Origin of the sequence: Streptomyces sp. NPDC002176, from assembly GCF_044903645.1 — a bacterium.
GTDB lineage: Bacteria > Actinomycetota > Actinomycetes > Streptomycetales > Streptomycetaceae > Streptomyces.
Genome location: NZ_JBJDQW010000001.1, coordinates 843,166 through 860,390, shown reverse-complemented (window position 1 = coordinate 860,390; position 17,225 = coordinate 843,166). Strand labels below are relative to the sequence as shown.

The window sequence follows — 17,225 nt, the reverse complement described above, 5'->3', positions numbered from 1 at the left end:
GGAGATCCCGCGTGCCGGCCGAAAGGAAAAGGAGGAGGAAGAAAGGAGGAGGAAGAGGGGTGTCTACCCGCCCGATCCGCGGGTCACATCGTTGCGGCTCACTCATCAACTCCACTGACGGAATGGGCGAAAGCAGTGTTCCGGGTGGTGCAGTGGCTCGGATTGCAGCGAAAACGATGATCGATTGACCGCAGATTTCTCTCACAGGTCCTGGCCCGTGTCAACAGCGGGCCGATGGAATCGGACGTGTCCCGCGACGGGTCGTAACGGTGCGGGGCAGCGGGTTCTGAAGTTGAGGGCCGGATCTTCTTGTCTAAAAATGATCCGTCGACGCTGTCCTGAAAGGACCCTGGCGGAATGAGCCATTCCGGCCGAAAGTTTTTGTTTCCGGGGCCTCCTCGGGTCAAAAAATTTGCTCGCAAAGGTCAAAAATTTTACAAGAATGCCTGCTCAGAGGCCATGCGAGGACGATCCCCGAGGCGATGGAAAATCTCGGGTGATTTCTGTTGGCCGTGGGGGTATCGTCGCCAAGGCGGCCGGAGTCGGAACCGGACTCACGGTGGAGAGCGGTTTCCTGCGGGGGATACCGGGATACGGGGAGACAGGTGTCAGAATTATTGGCGGGCGATATTCTCGCCCATGCCAGGAGAACTCCGGACGCGTCGGCGCTCTTATGGAACGGCACCGCCGTCACCTACGCCGATCTGGCAGAACTCGGTCGACGGGCCGCCGACAGGATCGGTTTATCCGCGGCGCCGAGAAATAAGCCGATCGGCCTGCGGAGCAGGAAGTCGCCGGAATCGATCGCGATGGTCCTCGCGTGTCTCGCGGCGGGCCGGACGGTGTTCCTGCCGTCGCCCGACATCGGACACGACGCGCTGGACCGGCTGTCGCGGCAGGCCGGCTGTCCGGACCTGGTGACAGCGGACGACGGTGTGGCGGACGACGACGAACGGCCCGCCCGCCCCGGTGAACCCGCCTCCCGACCCGCCACCGAGCCCGCACCGCCCGCGGCCGCCATGCCGCCGGACACGAGCCTCCTTCTCTCCACCTCGGGATCGACCGGGCTTCCCAAGCTCGTGCCGCTCGGCGGCGCGGCCGTGGACCGGTTCACCGCATGGGCGGGCGGCGCCTTCGGGATCGGACCGGGCACCAGAGTCCTCAGCCACGCGCCGCTGAACTTCGACCTCACCCTGCTCGACATCTGGACCACCCTGCGCCAGGGCGGCTGTGTGGTCCTCGTCGACCCGGAACGAGCCGCCGACCCGCACCATCTGGCGCGGCTCCTGCACGACACCCGGCCCGAGGTCGTACAGGCCGTCCCCCTGTTCTTCCGCCTGCTCACCCAGGCGCCGAAGGCCCCGGACCGCGTCCCCGGCGTCCGGCACGTCCTGCTGACGGGCGACCACGCCCCTCGTCCGCTGCGCGGCACGATCGCGCGGATGTTCCCGGACGCCGTGTTCCACAACGTCTACGGATGCACGGAGACCAACGACAGCCTGATGTACTCGTGCACGGCCGAGGAGGCCGCCGAACGCGAGACGCTCCCCCTGGGACAGCCGCTCCCCGGCGTCCACATGTCCCTGCGGGGGGCGGACGCGGTCCTGGACGGGCCGGGCATCGGCGAACTTGCCGTCTCCACACCGTTCCAGGCCCACGGCTACCTCGGCTCCGAGGCGGCGGACGAGAAATTCTTCCAGGACGGCCCGGAACCCGGGGCACGCCACTGGTTCCGCACCGGCGACCTGGTGCGGCGCGCCCCCGACGGCGAACTGACCCTGGTCGGCCGCAACGACTTCCAGGTCAAGGCCGCCGGTGTGCGCGTGAACGTCGAAGAGGTGGAGCGGGTGATCCTCAGCCACGAGCAGGTGCTGGACGCCGTCGTCGTCGCCGTACCCGACACCCTCGCCGGGACCCGTCTGTGCGCCCTCGTACGGACCCGCCCCGAGGCCGCCCTCAGCGGACTGAAGCTCCTGGCGCACTGTTCCGCCCGGCTGGCGCGTCCGGCCGTGCCCACCGTGCGGCTCACGCGGGACCCGCTGCCCGTCGGCCCGACGGGGAAGCCCGACCGGGCCCGCGTCCGCGACGCGTTCCGGACGGACCCGGCGCTCGCCTGACCTCCCGCGGGCCGACGGCCGACACCCCGTCACTTCCATGCCGTCCGGTTCCCCGTCGTGCCCGCACATCTGCCGTTCGATCCCTGGAGATTCCTGCATGAGTCTGGAACGCGAGATCACCGAGCACATCGTGTCGACCTATCTGCACGGCACTCCCGCCGACGAACTCGAGCCCTCGCTGGACCTGTTCGACAGCGGAGTGGTGAGCAGTCTGCAACTGCTCGAACTCATCGAGTGGCTGCGCGGCCGCTATGCCATTCCGGTCGACGACCTGGCGCTGTCCCCACGCTCGTTCCGCTCCGTCACGGCGATACGGGAGTTCGTGGAGCACGCCCAGCAGTTGTCCTACGCGCGCGCGGACGGGGACTGACGGGGATGATCGTCAGAAGGAAAGAAGAGGTCAAGGCCGTCGACTGGGGAAACGGCCTCAGCTATCGCTTCCTCCTGCGGGGCGACCGGATGGGGTTCAGCCTCTGCCACACCGTGGTCCGGGCGGGCACCAAGTCACGGCTGGAGTACCGGCGTCACCTGGAGGCTTGTTACTGCATCTCCGGACGCGGCTGGGTCTCCACGGCCGACGGCGGCACCACGCACGAACTGCGCCCGGGCGTCCTCTACGCGCTCGACGAGCACGACGCCCACTTCCTGATCGCGGCTCCGGACGTCGATCTGGAGCTGATCAGCGTCTTCAACCCGCCGCTGCAGGGCGATGAGCGGCACACCCTGGACGAGGACGCGTTCTCGCAGTACTGAGGGGGCCACGAATGATGCGGTGGAGCGACGAGCAGCAGGCGCTGCGGGCCGCGGCCGAGAAGGTCGGCGAGGCCGTGGGCGCGGATCATCTGGAGCGTGACGGTCCGGGCGGCTTCGCGTGGGACGGCTGGGCGGGACTGCGCGACATCGGGCTGTTCGGGGCGCCCCTCGGCGCCGCGTGGGGCGGCGCGGAGCTGGACCTGCCGACCACGATGTACATCCTGGAGGGCCTCGGCCACGCATGCCGCGACGCCGGGCTGACCTTCTCGGCCGTCACCCACCTGGTCAGCACGGGCGTACCGCTGCAGCGTTTCGGCTCGGAGTCCCTGAAAGCGCGCCATCTGCGGGCCGTCTGCGCCGGATCGGTGATCGGAGCACACGCGATCACCGAGCCGGAGGGCGGTTCCGACGTGCTGAACATGCGCACCACCGCCGTGGCCGACGGCGACGCGTTCGTACTCAAGGGCAACAAGTCGTTCGTGAGCAACGGGCCGATCGCCGACCTGGTGATCGTCTACGCCCGTACCGGGGCGCCGGGTGCCCTGGACGGCATCACCGCGTTCCTGGTCCCGACGGACACGCCCGGCCTCGCCGTCGGCGCGCCCATCGAGAAGATGGGCCTGCGTACCTCGCCCACCTCCGAACTGTTCCTCGACGACGTCCGGGTGCCCGGCACCCACGTGCTGGGAGCGGTCGGTTCGGGATTCCTCGTCCTGGACGAGGTGATGAAGTGGGAGATCCTGTGCGGGTTCGCGGCCACCCTCGGCGAGATGTCCCACCGGCTGGAACGCTGCGTCGACCAGGTCCGTGACCGGGTCCAGTTCGGGGTGAACATCGGCTCCCACCAGGCGATCTCCCACCGGGTCGTCGACATGCGGATGGACGTGGAGACATCCCGGAAGTGGCTCTACGACACGGCGGAGAAGTTCACCGAGAAGCAGGGCATCGCCACGGACCTCGCCATCACCAAACTCGTGGTGAGCGAGGCGAACGTACGGTCGGCGCTCGCGGCGGTGCAGATATTCGGCGGAGCCGGATACAGCACCGAGCACGGAATCGAGAAGGAGCTGCGGAACGCGGTCGCCGGGACCATCTACTCCGGCACCTCGGAAACGCAACGGCAGCGACTCGCCTCGTTCATGGGCCTGCACAAAGCCCCCACGGTGCGGGGCGGTTAGAGGAGTGCGCACATGACGGCAAGCCCCGACGCGACTCTCAGCCCGACGGAGTTCCTCGACCACGAGTCCCCGGTGGTCCGCGAGTTCGTCGACCGGGCCCTCTCGGGCACCGGCGCGGCCACCGACACGGACCGGGCCGTCGCGCTGTACTACGCCGTCCGCGACGGCATCCGGTACGACGTCTACGACGCCGAGCTGTCCCGCCGGGGTCTGACGGCGAGCCGGGTCATCGAGCGCGGCGCCGGTTTCTGCGTCCACAAGTCCATCGTGTACGCGACCGCGCTGCGCGCCGTGGGCGTGCCCAGCCGGATCGTCTACGCGGACGTACGCAATCACCTGGCCTCCCCGCGGCTGCGGGAGCTGGTCGGGGGCGACGTCTTCCGCTTCCACAGCCTCACGTCGGTCCGCCTCGGCGGCACCTGGCTCAAGGCCACTCCGGTCTTCAACAAGTTGCTCTGCCGCCTCTACGGCATCAAGCCGCTCGACTTCGACGGCCGGACGGACAGTCTCTACCACCCCTACGACGAGCAGGGGCGACGGCACATGGAGTTCCTCGCCCAGCGCGGCGAGTTCGACGACGTTCCCTATTCCCTGGTCACCGACGGCATCAGGCAGGCGCATCCGCTGCTCTTCGCGAGCGCGGACCGGACCGCCGCCGGCTCGCTCGTCGCGGAGGCCACCACCGTGGAGGGTTCCTGACATGCCGAGGACGAAGTTCACGCTGGCCGAGGCCGACATGCCGACCCACTGGTACAACATCGCCGCGGACCTGCCGGGCCCGCCCCTCGCACCGGCGCTCAACGCGGACACGGGCAAACCCCTGACGCGGGACGAGATGGCCCACACCATGCCGGAGCCGCTGATCGACCAGGAGACCGGCACGGACCGCACCTACGAGATACCCGAGCGGGTACGGGAGTTGTACGCCCTGTGGCGCCCCTCCCCGCTGTTCCGCGCCCACCGTCTGGAGCGGGCCCTGGACACCCCGGCGCGGATCTACTACAAGTACGAGGGCGTGGCACCGACCGGCAGCCACAAACCCAACACGGGCATCCCGCAGGCTTATTACAACAAGCTGGCCGGTAAGACGGGCCTGGTCACCGAGACGGGCGCGGGCCAGTGGGGCAGCGCCACCGCGCTGAGCGCCTCGTTCTTCGGCCTGACCGCCAAGATCTACATGGTCAGGGTGAGCTACCGGCAGAAGCCCCACCGCAGGTCGCTGATGGAGCTGTACGGCGCGGCCTGCGTGCCGAGCCCCAGCCCGCAGACGGCGGTCGGCCGGGCCGTGCTCGCCGACGACCCGGACTGCCCCGGCAGCCTCGGCATCGCCACCTCGGAGGCGCTGGAGGCGTTCGCCCAGGACCCCTCACTCGGTTATGTGCTCGGCAGCGGGGCCAACCATGTCCTGCTGCACCAGACCGTGATCGGCCAGGAGGCCCTCCGGCAGCTGGAGCTGGCCGACGACCACCCGGACATCGTGATCGGCTGCGCGGGCGGCGGCAGCAACCTCGCGGGCCTCGCGTTCCCCTTCCTGGGCGCCATGCTGCGCGGCGGCACACCGGTGCGGGTGATCGCGGCGGAGCCCGCCGCCTGCCCCACCCTGACCAAGGGCTCCGTCGTGTACGACTACGCCGACACCGGCAGGCTCGGCCCGCTGTTCCGGATGCACTCGCTCGGCCACACGTTCGTGCCACCGGCCGTGCACGCGGGCGGGCTGCGCGCACACGGCATGGCTCCGCTGATCAGCCGCGCGGTGGAGGACGGGCTCATCGAGCCCGTCGCCGTCGGCCAGGTCGCCTGTCTGGAGGCGGGCGTCACCTTCGCCCGCGCCGAGGGCGTCCTGCCCGCGCCCGAGTCGACGCACGCCGTCCGCGTCGCCATCGACGAGGCGGTGCGGTGCCGGGAGGAGGGTGTCTCCCGCGCCATCGTGTTCGGTCTCTCCGGCCACGGCCACTTCGACCTGGCCGCCTACGACTCGTACTTCGCCGGTGAGCTGACCGAGGCCGAGGCCGACGACGAGGCGCTGGCCCGGGCCGCGTCGAGCATCCCGCAGGTGACCGCCGTATGACGGCGCGGAGCTCCGCCGATCCGGAGCCGTCCGTGGCGGGGGCCGGGACGGCGGCCGTCGTCGACGCCCACGGCATGGGCGCCTTCCTGCCCGCGGCCCTGGCCCGGCACCGGGTCGCGTGCGTCCATGTGCGCTCCGACACCCCGGACCTCCAGATGGCGGGCCGGGCGGCGGGGGACTTCGCCGTGGACATACAGCACCACGGCGACGTGGCCGCCACCGCCCGAGCGCTGCGCGCACACGGCGTCGGCTTCGTCATCGCGGGCACCGAGTCGGGCGTCCTGCTCGCCGACCGGCTCTCCGCCGAACTCGGCACGCCCGGCAACGGCATGGCACGGCCGACGGCCCGGCGGGACAAGTACGAGATGACCCGGGCCGTCCGGGAGGCCGGACTGGCCACCGCGGCGGGCATCGCCACCTCGTCCGCGCGGGAGCTGACACGGTGGGCGCGCGAGCACGACTCCTGGCCGGTGGTGGTCAAACCGCGGTCCAGCGCCGGTACGGACAACGTCCGCTTCTGCCACGCGGAGCAGGACCTGAAGGAGGCGTTCGAGGCCGTCACCGCCGACACCGACCGCTACGGCGGTGACAACACGACGGTGCTCGCCCAGGAGTACCTGCGTGGTGACGAGTACTTCGTCAACACCGTGAGCCGCGACGGGTCCCACCACCTGGTGGAGGTGTGGAGGTACCACAAGAGCCCCATCGACGGCGCCCGTCCGATGTACGACTTCGAGGAACCGGTGCCGCCCGAGGACCCGGCGGTCGCCACCGTCGTGCCGTACGTCCTGTCCGTCCTGGACGCGCTGGAGATCCGCAACGGCGCGGCGCACACCGAGGTGATCCTCACCGCGCGCGGGCCGGTCCTCGTCGAGAGCGCCGCGCGGGCCGGTGGATCGCACGCCCCCGCGGTGGTCTCGCGGTTCCTCGGCACCGACCAACTCGACTGCATGGCACGGGCCATCGCCCGCCCCGAGGACCTCTTCGCACGCAGACTGCCCCGCTACCGGCCCTCGTCCCGACTGCGGTACGTGACGCTCGTCAACCCGTACGAGGCGGCGGTCCTGTCGGCCGGGCACCTGGCGGAGCTGCGCTCGCTCGACTCCTTCGTCGACCTGGTCCTCACCGTCCCGCAGGACACACCGCTGCCCCGCACCGTCGACCTGTTCACCTCACCCGGCTACCTGTACCTCGCCGCCGCCGACCCCGCCCGGGTCGAGGCGGACTACCGGCGACTGCGCGACCTGGAGAAGAACGGCCTCTACGACGCCTCCCGGGGCGACCGGCCCGCCTGACCCCGGCGACATCAACCACCGAAAGGCACCCGCATCCCATGACCCGGACGAAGTCCTCCCTCGACGCTCTCGCCGACTACCCGGCGGACTGGACGCACCGCGCCAAGCCGATCTTCCCGGGCGAGCCCCTGTACCTGCCCGGAGCCTGTCTGAAGTGGTACGACATCCGAGGCGCCGACCAGGACGCCACCCCGGAGGTCAGCGCCGAGGCGCGGGACTTCCTCGCGGCGGAGGCCACGGCCGAACGGCTCGAGTTCCGCCAGGAACTGGGGTTCGTCCTGCTGCACCGGGACGGCGCCAAGTACTTCATGCTCGTCTGCGTCTGGCGGGACAAGAACGAGATGTGGCAGGGCCTCTACTACAAGGACGACGCGGGCTTCCTGCCCTACCCGCCGAAGCCCGGCTTCCTGCGGCCCACCCAGAGCATCGAGGAACTCGACGCCACCGCCCACGAGCGGCGCGGCTGGTCCCGCTACCTGCTGTCGGAGCGCGACCACGCCGCCAAGCAGGCGTACCTCGACGACCTGTGCACCGGCGAACTGGTCTAGTTCACATGCCGACGTCAGGGGAGCAACCGCGGACCCCCGCCCCCCGTGCGCCCGACGGCCGCCGACTGGTCGTGCTCGGTGTGGCCGCCAGCGATTCCCATGTGGTGGCCAACCAGCTCATCGCCCACTTCCTGGGCGAGGTCGGCTTCCACGTGGTCAACCTGGGCGCGTGCACCTCCGTCGAGGAGTTCGCCGACGCCTGCGCGGACCACCCGGAGGCCGAGGCGGTCCTGATCGGCAGCCTCAACGGCCACGCCCACGAGGACCTGCGCGACCTGGCGGAGGCCAAGCTGTCGGGACGCATCCGCTGCCCGGTCGTGGTCGGCGGGAACCTGTCGGTGGGCAGCCGGAAGGACCCCTCGGCCCTGGCCCGGCTGTACGCCTGCGGCGTGGACCGGATCGTGGCGGACCCCGCCGACCTGCCCGCCGTACTGGACGAACTGCGGGCCGACCGGGCCTCGGTCGGGCGATGCGCGCGGTCGGCCGCGTCATGAACCGGCCGATACCCCTCGCCTCCGCGGGGCGCCGGGGAGGCAGGCGGGGCGCCGGGGTGCCCGGCTCCGTACCCGGTCTGCGGGAGTCGGTCTCCTACATCACCTCGCTGGGCAAGCCCACCGTGGCGCAGGTGCTCGGCGAGGCGCGGGCCCGACGGCGGGTGGCCGTGCAGCCCCGGTGCGGAGTCGGCGGCCACGAGGAGATGAGGGCACTGCTGCGCGCCCTGGAGACGGAGGCCGAACCCGACGTCCTCACCGTGACCATCGACTCCCACACCCGGTTGCGGCGCTTCGAACAGGCGGCGCGCACCCTTGCCACGCGGCCGGAGGATCTCAACGGCTATCCGCTCGTCGCCCATGGCTGGCGCCGGGGCCGGGAACTCAACGAGGCGGTCGCGGCCCCGCTGGAGGTGCGGCACGGTTCGCCGGACCCCCGGCCCCTCTTCGACGTCTCGCTCGCCAGCGGCTTCACGTCGTTCGAGGGCGGCGGGATCTCGTACAACCTGCCCTACGCGAAGGCGGTGCCGCTGACCACGTCGCTGGCCGCCTGGGAGGCCGTGGACAGGAGGTGCGGGGAGCTGGCCGAGTCGGGGGTCGTGGTCGACCGGGAGCTCTTCGGCACCCTGACCGCCGTCCTGGTGCCGCCCTCGGTCAGCCTGGCCGTCAGCGTCCTGGAGGCGGTGCTCGCCGCCCGGGCCGGGGTGCGGTGCGTCTCCGTCGCCTATCCGCAGGGCGGCCATCTGGCCCAGGACGTGGCCGCGCTGGAGACCATCCCGGAGCTGGCCGGGAGATACCTGCCCGCGGGCGTCGACGTCCACCCCGTGCTGCACGAGTTCATGGGCGTCTTCCCGAGGCTCCGCCGCCATGCCGAGGACCTGATCCTCTACGGCGCCCTGGTGGCCCGGCTGGGCGGCGCCTCCAAGATCATCACCAAGACCCACCAGGAGGCGCTGGGCATCCCCGGCACCCGCGCGAACATCGAGGGACTCAGGCTCGCCGACCGGTGCAACTCCCCGCTGCTGGGCTTCCTTTCCCGGTCGCTGGACCGGGACCGGGTACGCCGCGAGCGGGAGTGGATACTGGCCGAGGTCGACGAGATCGTGAAACCGGTCCTGGCGCGCCGGGACCTGATACCGGCGATCGCCGAGGCGTTCGACCAGGGCACCCTCGACATCCCGTTCAGCGCCAGCCGGTTCGCCCGGTCCCGGGTCATCCCGAAGCGGGACCCCGAGGGAGCCGTCCGCTACCTCTCGCCCGGCGGCCTCCAGCTGTCCGCCCGCTCCCTGGCGCGCCACCGGGAACTCCTGCGCCTGCCCGCGGGACCCAGCCCACCGGCCCGCTCGCTGCTCGCCGATCTGACCGCTGACATCAACTACTTCCCGAACCTGTTCAACGAGGAATCCCCGTGACGAGTCCGAAGCGCGTCCTCCTCATCGGAGGCCCGGATTACCAGCTGCGGAAGGCCAAGGACCTGGGCCTGGACGTCGTGTACTGCCAGTTCGAGCAGGACTTCGCCCCCGAGCAGCGGGACCTGGTCGACGACGTCCTGCTCACCGACTACACCGACTGGACGACCCTGCGGCCGCTGGTGGAGGAGGCGTACGAGAAGTGGGGCTTCTCGGCCGCCGTCTCGCTGACCGAGCCCGGCCTCGACCCCGTCGCCCGCGTCAACGACCTGCTGGGGCTGGGCGGAACGCCGTACGAGGTGAGCCATCGGTTCACCGACAAGTGGCTGATGCGCCGCCGCCTCGCCGAGACCGCGCCCGACGGCCTGCTGCCGGTGGCCGCGGGACTGGTGGACGGCCACGACAGCCTCGTCCGGTTCGGCGAGGCACACGGCTACCCGTTCATCGTCAAGCCCGGCAACGGCACCGCCAGCTTCGGCGTGATGGTGGTGCGGGACCGTGCCGCCACCGAACCGGTCTGGCGTCAGGTCCAGCACCTGCGGGCCGGTTCCGGGCATCCGCTGATCGACGCCTACCGGATCGACCGGTTCGTCATGGAGGAGTACGTCGAGGGGCCGCTCTACAGCGCCGAGGCGTTCAGCTTCGACGGCCGGCACGTGGTGATGGCCGTGACGGAGGCGATCACGGAGAAGTCGAACCACGTCCATGTCGGGCATGCCCTCCCGGCCCGGCTCGCCCCGGACGTCGAGCGGGCGGTCGTCGGCACGGCGGTCGCGTTCCTCGACGCCATGGGCTTCCGGGACGGCCCCACGCACACGGAGATCATCCTCGGCCCGCGCGGCCCGGTGATCTGCGAGTCGCAGAACCGGGTCGGCGGCGCCCTGCTGACCGACATGATCGAGGACGTCTACGGCCACGACCCGATGTCGATGGCCATCGGGTGGCCGGTGGGCCTGGTGGAACCGCTGCCGGAGCGGTCGGCCCCGCGCGGAGCGGCCGCCAGCTGGCTGCTGTTGGCCGACGAGGGACGGGTGCACCGCGTCGACGGACTCGACACGGTCGGGGCGGACCCGGACACGGTGGCGGTCGACCTCTGGGTGCGCCCCGGCGACCTGGTACGGCCGTTCGTCGGCCAGTGGGACGGCCTGGGGCATGTGGCCGCCCGGGGCCCCGACACGGACACCGCCGTGGCCCGGTCCCGCCGGGCCGCCGACCGGCTCGTGATCCACACCCGCCCGGCATGACGGCATGGAAGGGGAGCACACCGATGGCCGGTCCGATCCTCGGGGTCACCGCATGACCTCATCCGTCGATCCGCGGCACCGGGCGGCCGCGGCACGCCCGCGGCTGCTGACCCGGGCGCTGCTGATGCGCTTCGTCACCGTCATCGGCTCCTCCGCCAGCTTCTTCCTCCTGCTGTCGGTCGTCCCGATGTACGCGCAGAGCGTGCCGGGCCGGGGCAGCGACGAGGCGGGCCTGGTCACCGGCGCGCTGATGCTGGCGACCGTCGTCGGCGAGCTGATGGCCCCGTGGCTGGCCGCGCGCTGCGGCTATCGCGTGGCACTGGGCGCGGGGCTGCTCTTGCTGGGTGCTCCGGCCCTGGCCCTGACGGTCTCGCAGAGCATGGTGTGGATCGTCGCGGTGTGCTTCGTACGCGGTCTCGGCTTCGCGTTCGCCGTCGTGGCGGGCGGGGCGCTGACGGTGTCGCTGATCCCGCCCGAGCGCCGCGGCGAGGGGCTGGCCCTGACCGGCATCGTGGCCGGTGTGCCCTCGCTCGTGGGGTTGCCGCTCGGGGTGTGGCTGGCCTCGCACACGGGATACGGCCCGGTCTGCGCGGTGGCGGCCCTGCTGGCGCTGGTCGCCATCGCCGCCGTGCCGGGCCTCCCCGACCGGGAGGCCGCGTCGGGCCCGCCGCTCGGGGTGTTCGCGGGGGCCCGGTCCGGCGCGCTCGTCCGTCCCACGGCCGTCTTCGCGGTGACCGCGCTGGGCGCGGGGATCGTCGTCACGTTCCTGCCGCTGGCCGTGGCGTCGCGCCATTCCGCAGTGGTGGCCGCGGCGCTGTTCGTGCAGCCCGCCGCCGCGACCGTCTCCCGCTGGTTCGCCGGGCGGCACGGCGACCGGCACGGGCCCGCCGGGCTGGTGGTGCCGGGGCTGCTCGCTTCGGCCGTCGGCATACTCGTCGTCGCCCTCACGGACGTCCCCGTCGCGGTCGTCGCGGGCGTGGCCGTGTTCGGGATCGGTTTCGGCATCACCCAGAACGCGACCATCACGCTGATGTACTCCCGGGTCCCGGCCTCCGGATACGGGACGGTGAGCGCTCTGTGGAACGTCGCCTACGACGCGGGTATGGGCATCGGCGCCGTCGGCTTCGGCGCGGTGGCCGGTCTGACCGGCTATCCCTGGGCCTTCGTCCTCACCGCGGCCCTGATGCTGACGGCCCTCGTCCCGGCCTGGTGGGACCGAGCGGTGGAGGGGAAGGCGCATCGCGGGTGAGGGCGTGGTCGGCCCCAGGGCCGGGGGTGTCAGTCGAAGAGGTCGGTCTCGTCCCGGAGGATCTTGTCGCGCAGCGGCTGGAAGTTGACCCACGCGAAGTCGTCACCGCCGATGTCCCGGCAGGTCGCCGCGGCCGTCTCGTGGTCGATGTGCACCACCTTGCCCGCCGCCTTGGCCAGCAGCTGCGCCTGGCAGGAGCGTTCCATGGTGACGAACCACCAGGCGGCGGCCTCCACCGACCGTCCCACGGTGAGAAGCCCGTGGTTGCGCAGGATCACCGCCTTGTGCCCACCCAGGGCGCGGGCGATGCGGCGGCCCTCCTCGGTCTCGTCCACCAGGCCGTTGTACTCCTCGTACAGGCCGTGGTCCTCGTAGAACGCGCAGACGTCCTGGGTGATCGGCTCCAGCTTCTCGCCCAGCGCGGAGAGTGCCTTGCCGTGCAGGGAGTGGCTGTGGGCCGCCGCGACCACCTCGGGGCGCGCGGCGTGGATCTGCGAGTGGATCGCGAACGCGGCCTCGTTGATGTCGTACCGGCCGTGCACCACCTCGCCCGCGGAGTTGACGAGCACCAGATCGCTGACCCGGATGTGCTGGAAAGACATTCCGTAGGGGTTCACCCAGAAGTGATCGGTGTGTTCGGGATCGCGCGCCGTGATGTGGCCGGCGATTCCCTCCTCGAACCCGAATCTTCCGAAGAGGCGGAATGCGATGACCAGACTCTCCTGGCGATGCCGCCGCTCTTCCGTGACGTCCTCGTAAATGCGCGGCGCCCGTAAGGACAGCTGGTCCCTCGGTATCGGCTTCAGGTCGGCGAGGCTCACTCGATCCTCCTTCGGGAACGCGATCAGGCGACGTCATCATGCCGTATTCGCCCGCCGTCGACCAAGGGGTTTCCGGAAAGCCCCGGCATCGGACCCGGCGGGCGGAGACGATCAACTGGCTGGAAACACGGTGTTGGCCGGAAAAGAGCTCGGGATACGCTTCCGGCGGCCTTTTCGGAACCGGAATATGGGTAACGAGGGAGAACGCAGTGCCGCAGTCGCCGCCCGTGCCGCATCTGATCCTGGTGGACGCGCCTCCCGGACCGGGATCGCGGGACATCCTCAGCGCCCTGCCAGGCGTGGCCCGCTGCAGTGTCGTCACGCTGCGCTGGGGCACGCGCGAGGACCAGGACCTGCGGGTCGGGCAGTTGGCGGAACTCGGCCCCGTCCAGGTCGTCGAACGACCGGATCAAGCCATCGACGAGGTGCTCCGGATCGCCGCGCGGTCCGGACCCGTGGACGGCGTGCTGGCCCTCAGTGAGCTGGTGAGCTACCACGCCGCCGTGGCCGCCGCCGCGCTCGGGCTGCCGTCCAACCCGCCCGTCGCGGCCGCTCGCCTGCGCCGCAAGGACCTGCAACGCGAGGCGTTGCGGGCGGCGGGAGTGCCCGGCCCGGCGTTCGCCGTCGTGTCGGACGAGGACGGTCTGCGGTCCGCCGCCGCGGAGTTGGCGTTCCCGGTGGTGCTCAAGCCCGCCGTCGGCGTCGGCAGCCTCTGTGTGACGCTCGTGCACGACCTGCCCGAACTGGTCGCCGCCTTCCGGCGGGCGGCCGGGATGTACGCGACGGACCCGCGCGTCATCGGCGCTCCGCCGGTGTTCGTCGTGGAGGAGGTCATCGAGGGCCGCAACTGGCACGCCGACGACCGTATGGGCACCCGGGTCAGCGTCGAGTCCCTGATCCACGACGGCACGGTCCACCATCTGGCGGTCACCGACAAGCTGCCGCTGGCGCCACCCTTCCGGGAAGTGGGGGACGTGATGCCGTCCGGCCTGCCGGAGCCCCGGCTCACGGAGATTCGGCGGGCCACCACCGACGCGCTGCGGGCCCTGGGCGTCACGCGCGGCGCCACCCACACGGAACTCATGCTCACCGCCACCGGCCCGGTCGTCATCGAGATCAACGGGCGCATCGGCGGGGGAGTGTCCGAACTCCTGCGCGCCGCCGCCGGATACGACGTCGTGGAACAGCTGGCACGCATCGCGCTCGGACAGGCGCCCACGGGCCTGCCCCGGTTCCGCGGCCACGCCTTCTACTACACGCCGCAGCCGCCGCAGGGGGAGTACGAGGTGATCGAGATCGGCGGCGAGGAGGAGATCGCCCGGCTCCCCGGTGTACGGGAGGTAGTACGCGCCAAGCGGCGCGGGGACCGGCTGGTCGCCGACGAGGGGACGATCTCGCACCCGTTCCGGGTGCTCGCGACGAGCGACGACTTCGGCGACTTCTTCACCCGGCTGAAGGCGATCGAGGGCGCCATCACCCTGGAACTGGCCCCGCTGCGACCGTCCCCCGGCCCCGGCGCACGATGAGGCGGTACGTCGAACTCTTCCACCGCCCGGGGCTGAGACAGGCCGAGTTCTTCTCGGTCCTGGGCCGGTTCGGCTACGTCGCCTGCGGGCTGGGAGCCCTCTTCCTGGGGACCGCCCGCCTCGGCATCGGTGTCGGTGGCCTGGGCGCGGGCGGGCTCATGCTCGGGGTCGCCGTCGGCAGTCCCGTCGCCGGACGGCTGAGTTCCCGGTACGGCACCTCCGCGGTCTACGCCACGATGGCCTGCGTCAGCGTCCCGGGCACCGTGCTGGCGCTGGCCGGGGCCGACGGCGGGTCGGTCCCCTCGTTCGTCGCGGGCTGCTGCGTCATCGGCATGACGACACCGCCGATGGGGGCGGCGATGCGCGCCCTGTGGCCGAGGTCGGGGACCCCGGAACCGCTGCGGGGGACGGCGAACTCCCTGGAGTCCGTGGTCACGGAACTGCTCTTCGTCGTCGCGCCGCCGGTGACCGGAGTGCTGGCCGCGCTCCGCCCCGGACTGGCCCTGGCCTTCGCCGACGGCTGTGTCGTCGTCGGCGGAGTGGGCTTCTCGTGCACCCGGCTCGTGCGCGAGTGCCTGGGCCCGGACGGCGGTGCCCGGCGCCGGGGCTCCTCCCGGAAGGTGTCGGCGCCGGTGGCCTGGATGGTGGCCGTCGGCGGCGTGACGGCGGTGGTGACCGGAGCCATGGACGTGTCCGTCGTGTCGGTGCTGGGCGACGCCGGTGACGCGGAGGCGGCGGGGTTCGTGCTGCTCGCGCCCGCGCTGGCGAGCGTGCTGAGCGGCACGGCCTATGGGCTGCTGCCGACCGAACCGGCGCCCGGCCGCCGATTCGGCCGACTGCTGCTCGCCTGGCTCCCCCTTTTCGCCCTCGCCGCCCTGCCGTCGGACCCCTGGCTGCTGGCGGGCGCCCTCTTCCTCGCCGGTATTCCGATGGCCGCGATCGGGATCGAGGAATTCAACCTGCTCAGCCGGATCGCCGACTCGCAGGCCCGGCTGCAGGAGGTGTTCACCTGGGCCGGTGCCAGTGCGAACATCGGCGTGGCCTGCGGGAACGCGCTGGGCGGCTATGTGGCGGAGCATGCGGGCAGTTCCGTCGGCCGCTGGATTCCCGCGGCCGCGGTGGCGGCGGCCTGCGCACTGTATTTCGCGGGCGCTCTCCGATTCCGTCGGCAAATGCCCGGCATGATCTACAGCCCGGCGAAATCAATGGTCGACACTCCTGTTCAGAGGTAAGAAATGACGCATCCGCACATCCTTGTTCTCGCCGGAAACGCCCGCATTCTGGAGAAGGCGGCAAAGCTGGGTCTGCGTGTCACGAATTTCGAGAAGCCCGGTACGTTCGACCCGCAGGTGGTCCCGTACTGCTCCCGGCTGCATCTCTTCGACTTCCAGGACATACGGCTCGTCACGGAACTGGCCCGGACGCTGCACGCAGTCGACCCCTTCTCCCGGATCATCACGCACAGCGAGATCGGGCAGGTCATCTCCGGGCATCTGAACACCACCCTGGGACTTCCGGGCAACGGCCTGGAGGTCACCCGGACCCTGCACGACAAGCTGGCGCTGCGGGAACTGCTGAACGACAAGGGCCTGGGGCCCGTGCCCGCCGCCCGCAGGACGACCCGCGAGGACCTCCGCGCCTTCGTGGGCGAGCACGGGGGCGCGGTCGTCAAACCGCTGATGGGCTCCGGCAGCCTCGGGGTGCGCAAGGTCCGCACGGTCGACGAGGTGCCCGAGGTCTGGGAGTGGATCGACTCGTACGGTGTCGGCGACTTCATGATCGAGGCGCTGCTGACCGGCGAGGAGCTGAGCGTCGAGACCTTCTCCCACGCCGGACGGCACACCGTCCTCGCGGTCACGGGGAAGGACACCAAGGACGGGGTGATCGAGCAGGGGCACGTCGTGCCCGCGGCGCTGGACGAACAGGACGCCACGGCGGTCCGCGAGTTCACCTGTGCGGTGCTGGACGGTGTGGGCCTCGTGGACGGTGTGGCCCACACCGAGATCATGCTGACGGCGCGGGGGCCGCGGGTGATCGAGTCGCACAGCAGGGCCGGAGGCGACCGCATCAGCAAGCTCGTCGAACTGGCCACCGGGATCGACCTGGAGGCGCTGCCGTTCCAGCTGGCCGCCGACCCGGGCTTCACCGTCCCGGTCCCCCGGCCGCGGGGCGGGGCAGCCGTCCAGTTCCTCGATGTGGCGCCGGGCCGGATCACCGAGGTGTCCGGTGTCGACGCCGCCCGAGCCATGGACGGGGTGGTGGAACTGAGCGTGCGGGCCGAGGTCGGGGACGTCGTCCGGCCCGTGCAGTGGTCCGACGACAGGCCGGGCTATGTCCTGGTGCGGGCGCCCACCGGGGCGGAGGCCGCGCGGCGCGTCCGGGAGGTCGCCGAGTCGATCGTCATGCGGACCACACCGGTCGCCGACGAGCCCGCGCCCACGATGGGGGACGTTCTCGCCGAGGCCCACGAAGCGCTGGACCCGTTCGCACGAGGGGGGTCGGAGGACGAATGGAGCCGGAAGTGAA

Annotated in this window: 16 protein-coding genes; 15 read left to right on the top strand and 1 reads right to left on the bottom strand. The window is 71.2% G+C overall.

Annotation, left to right across the window (positions count from 1 at the left end; translation table 11 throughout):
• The first annotated feature begins 512 nt into the window (after positions 1-512).
• The 12 genes from ACI2LY_RS03740 (at position 513) to ACI2LY_RS03685 (ending at position 12,352) form a co-directional block, all read left to right on the top strand.
• Entirely contained in the window at positions 513-2,117 is a 1,605-nt protein-coding gene (locus ACI2LY_RS03740; RefSeq protein ID WP_404705691.1) for an AMP-binding protein, read from the top strand.
• 97 nt (positions 2,118-2,214) lie between these two features.
• A complete protein-coding gene (locus ACI2LY_RS03735; RefSeq protein ID WP_404705690.1) occupies positions 2,215-2,487 on the top strand; it encodes an acyl carrier protein in 273 nt (90 codons plus the stop codon).
• Positions 2,488-2,492: 5 nt separating this feature from the next.
• A complete protein-coding gene (locus ACI2LY_RS03730; protein WP_404705689.1) occupies positions 2,493-2,870 on the top strand; it encodes an ectoine synthase in 378 nt (125 codons plus the stop codon).
• Between the two features lie 11 nt (positions 2,871-2,881).
• Positions 2,882-4,048 (top strand): acyl-CoA dehydrogenase family protein, encoded by a 1,167-nt coding sequence (locus ACI2LY_RS03725; RefSeq protein ID WP_404705688.1) that lies wholly within the window; start codon positions 2,882-2,884, stop codon positions 4,046-4,048.
• Positions 4,049-4,060: 12 nt separating this feature from the next.
• Positions 4,061-4,747: a transglutaminase family protein gene (locus ACI2LY_RS03720; protein WP_404705687.1), complete on the top strand. Its 687-nt coding sequence runs from the start codon at positions 4,061-4,063 to the stop codon at positions 4,745-4,747.
• Between the two features lies 1 nt (position 4,748).
• Positions 4,749-6,116, top strand: coding sequence for a TrpB-like pyridoxal phosphate-dependent enzyme (locus tag ACI2LY_RS03715; RefSeq protein ID WP_404705686.1), 1,368 nt, complete (start codon positions 4,749-4,751; stop codon positions 6,114-6,116).
• The gene (locus ACI2LY_RS03710) at positions 6,113-7,411 is read left to right on the top strand and encodes an ATP-grasp domain-containing protein (RefSeq protein WP_404705685.1); all 1,299 of its coding nucleotides are present in this window, start codon (positions 6,113-6,115) and stop codon (positions 7,409-7,411) included. Before ACI2LY_RS03715 ends, ACI2LY_RS03710 begins: the two co-directional genes overlap by 4 nt.
• Before the next feature lie 38 nt (positions 7,412-7,449).
• Positions 7,450-7,959 carry a hypothetical protein gene (locus tag ACI2LY_RS03705; RefSeq protein WP_404705684.1) on the top strand — a complete coding sequence of 170 codons (510 nt, stop codon included), beginning with the start codon at positions 7,450-7,452 and terminating at the stop codon, positions 7,957-7,959.
• 5 nt (positions 7,960-7,964) lie between these two features.
• Positions 7,965-8,453, top strand: coding sequence for a cobalamin-dependent protein (locus ACI2LY_RS03700; RefSeq protein WP_404705683.1), 489 nt, complete (start codon positions 7,965-7,967; stop codon positions 8,451-8,453).
• Positions 8,450-9,862 carry a methylaspartate mutase gene (locus ACI2LY_RS03695; RefSeq protein ID WP_404706470.1) on the top strand — a complete coding sequence of 471 codons (1,413 nt, stop codon included), beginning with the start codon at positions 8,450-8,452 and terminating at the stop codon, positions 9,860-9,862. Before ACI2LY_RS03700 ends, ACI2LY_RS03695 begins: the two co-directional genes overlap by 4 nt.
• The gene (locus ACI2LY_RS03690; RefSeq protein WP_404705682.1) at positions 9,859-11,103 is read left to right on the top strand and encodes an ATP-grasp domain-containing protein; all 1,245 of its coding nucleotides are present in this window, start codon (positions 9,859-9,861) and stop codon (positions 11,101-11,103) included. Before ACI2LY_RS03695 ends, ACI2LY_RS03690 begins: the two co-directional genes overlap by 4 nt.
• Before the next feature lie 52 nt (positions 11,104-11,155).
• A complete protein-coding gene (locus ACI2LY_RS03685) occupies positions 11,156-12,352 on the top strand; it encodes an MFS transporter (protein ID WP_404705681.1) in 1,197 nt (398 codons plus the stop codon).
• 29 nt (positions 12,353-12,381) lie between these two features.
• Here ACI2LY_RS03685 and ACI2LY_RS03680 read toward each other — a convergent pair whose 3' ends face one another.
• Entirely contained in the window at positions 12,382-13,173 is a 792-nt protein-coding gene (locus ACI2LY_RS03680; RefSeq protein ID WP_404705680.1) for a class II aldolase/adducin family protein, read from the bottom strand.
• A 209-nt stretch (positions 13,174-13,382) separates the two neighbouring features.
• Between ACI2LY_RS03680 and ACI2LY_RS03675 the strand changes: the two genes are divergently transcribed.
• The 3 genes from ACI2LY_RS03675 to ACI2LY_RS03665 are packed head-to-tail and all read left to right on the top strand — an operon-like array spanning position 13,383 to position 17,224.
• A complete protein-coding gene (locus ACI2LY_RS03675) occupies positions 13,383-14,699 on the top strand; it encodes an acetyl-CoA carboxylase biotin carboxylase subunit family protein (protein ID WP_404705679.1) in 1,317 nt (438 codons plus the stop codon).
• A complete protein-coding gene (locus ACI2LY_RS03670) occupies positions 14,696-15,931 on the top strand; it encodes a hypothetical protein (RefSeq protein WP_404705678.1) in 1,236 nt (411 codons plus the stop codon). The genes ACI2LY_RS03675 and ACI2LY_RS03670 overlap by 4 nt, the downstream gene beginning before the upstream one ends.
• Positions 15,932-15,934: 3 nt before the next feature.
• The gene (locus ACI2LY_RS03665; RefSeq protein WP_404705677.1) at positions 15,935-17,224 is read left to right on the top strand and encodes an ATP-grasp domain-containing protein; all 1,290 of its coding nucleotides are present in this window, start codon (positions 15,935-15,937) and stop codon (positions 17,222-17,224) included.
• The last annotated feature ends 1 nt before the right edge of the window (position 17,225 follow it).

What these genes read in the sequence shown, in the direction of transcription:
- ACI2LY_RS03735 (WP_404705690.1), top strand. Translation starts at nt 2,215, where the DNA reads ATGAGTCTGGAACGCGAGATCACCGAGCACATCGTGTCGACCTATCTG.
- ACI2LY_RS03730 (WP_404705689.1), top strand. Translation starts at nt 2,493, where the DNA reads ATGATCGTCAGAAGGAAAGAAGAGGTCAAGGCCGTCGACTGGGGAAAC.
- ACI2LY_RS03725 (WP_404705688.1), top strand. Translation starts at nt 2,882, where the DNA reads ATGATGCGGTGGAGCGACGAGCAGCAGGCGCTGCGGGCCGCGGCCGAG.
- ACI2LY_RS03720 (WP_404705687.1), top strand. Translation starts at nt 4,061, where the DNA reads ATGACGGCAAGCCCCGACGCGACTCTCAGCCCGACGGAGTTCCTCGAC.
- ACI2LY_RS03715 (WP_404705686.1), top strand. Translation starts at nt 4,749, where the DNA reads ATGCCGAGGACGAAGTTCACGCTGGCCGAGGCCGACATGCCGACCCAC.
- ACI2LY_RS03710 (WP_404705685.1), top strand. Translation starts at nt 6,113, where the DNA reads ATGACGGCGCGGAGCTCCGCCGATCCGGAGCCGTCCGTGGCGGGGGCC.
- ACI2LY_RS03705 (WP_404705684.1), top strand. Translation starts at nt 7,450, where the DNA reads ATGACCCGGACGAAGTCCTCCCTCGACGCTCTCGCCGACTACCCGGCG.
- ACI2LY_RS03700 (WP_404705683.1), top strand. Translation starts at nt 7,965, where the DNA reads ATGCCGACGTCAGGGGAGCAACCGCGGACCCCCGCCCCCCGTGCGCCC.
- ACI2LY_RS03695 (WP_404706470.1), top strand. Translation starts at nt 8,450, where the DNA reads ATGAACCGGCCGATACCCCTCGCCTCCGCGGGGCGCCGGGGAGGCAGG.
- ACI2LY_RS03685 (WP_404705681.1), top strand. Translation starts at nt 11,156, where the DNA reads ATGACCTCATCCGTCGATCCGCGGCACCGGGCGGCCGCGGCACGCCCG.
- ACI2LY_RS03670 (WP_404705678.1), top strand. Translation starts at nt 14,696, where the DNA reads ATGAGGCGGTACGTCGAACTCTTCCACCGCCCGGGGCTGAGACAGGCC.
- ACI2LY_RS03665 (WP_404705677.1), top strand. Translation starts at nt 15,935, where the DNA reads ATGACGCATCCGCACATCCTTGTTCTCGCCGGAAACGCCCGCATTCTG.